Genomic DNA, 1048 nt, shown 5'->3' with positions numbered 1-1048 from the left:
CACACCGAGTACATGATCAACTATGTGGCCAGCGGGCAACGCCCGGGTCCATCACGGAAACCGTGCCAGAGCCAAGAGTCGACCGGAATTGACACACGGGTCACCCATCCCAAACCCATGCCTTGAGAGAGCTCGAGGTGGTGCTCTCCACCCACGTGGAGGTGGTCCGTTCTTCGTTCGTGAAGTCCCGCACCTGCAGGCGTGCTCTCCACACACGTGGAGGTGCTCCGCCTCGTAACGGTGTACTCGATCCCGTGGGCTGGTGTTCTCCACGCACGTGGAGGTGGTCCGCCAGCGAACGGCTCGGGCTGTGGGTCCGTATGGTGCTCTCCACGCAGCTAAAGGTTGTCCCGTAATCGCGGGTCTGGGCGGGTAGTGGATCATGTACTGGTGCAGGTGATCGGGGTTGAGCAGCCGGGGTGGATACCGACGTTCACGGGGCTGTCGGTGCGGCAGTTCGGCAAGCTGGTGAGAATCGTGCGAGGTCGTGGCGCCGAGCAGACCGGTGCCGGTCGTCGGTGGGGTCTGTCGCTGGACGACCGGGTGCTGCTGGTGGCGGTGTACTACCGCACCAACCTCACGTTGCGGCAGGTCGCGTTGCTCTTCGATGTCTCCAAGTCCGCGGCCGGGCGAGTCGTGGACCACCTGGGCCCCTATCTCGCGTTGTCGTCGACGACACGCAAGCACAGCCCGGAGACGGTGCTGATCGTGGACGGCACCCTGGTGCCCACCCATGACCGAAGCGTGAGCGCGTCGTCGAAGAACTACCGGTACTCGACCAACCTGCAGGTGGTCATCGACGCCGACACCCGCCTGACCGTCGCGATCGGCAAGCCGTTGCCGGGTAACCGTAATGACTGCCGGGCCTACCGGGATTCCGGTGTCGACCAGGACTGCTCGGGTGCGCATGTGATGGCTGACGGCGGCTACCAGGGCAACCACGAGGTGATCAGGCCGTATCGCAAACCCACTGACGGCAGCGAACTTCCCGCCTGGAAGGAGGAACTCAACACGGTTCACAAGCGCATCCGAGCCCGCGTCGAGCATG

Annotated in this window: 1 protein-coding gene; it reads left to right on the top strand. The window is 64.2% G+C overall.

Annotation, left to right across the window (positions count from 1 at the left end):
• Positions 1-390: 390 nt before the first annotated feature.
• Positions 391-1048: transposase family protein (locus tag AB0I53_RS49615; protein ID WP_358618237.1), on the top strand; the 658-nt coding region annotated here is incomplete at its 3' end.

Origin of the sequence: Saccharopolyspora sp. NPDC050389 (genome assembly GCF_040655595.1) — a bacterium.
Lineage (GTDB): Bacteria > Actinomycetota > Actinomycetes > Mycobacteriales > Pseudonocardiaceae > Saccharopolyspora.
The sequence above is the reverse complement of the archived record's forward strand: the minus strand, read 5'-3'. Positions and strand labels throughout refer to the sequence as shown.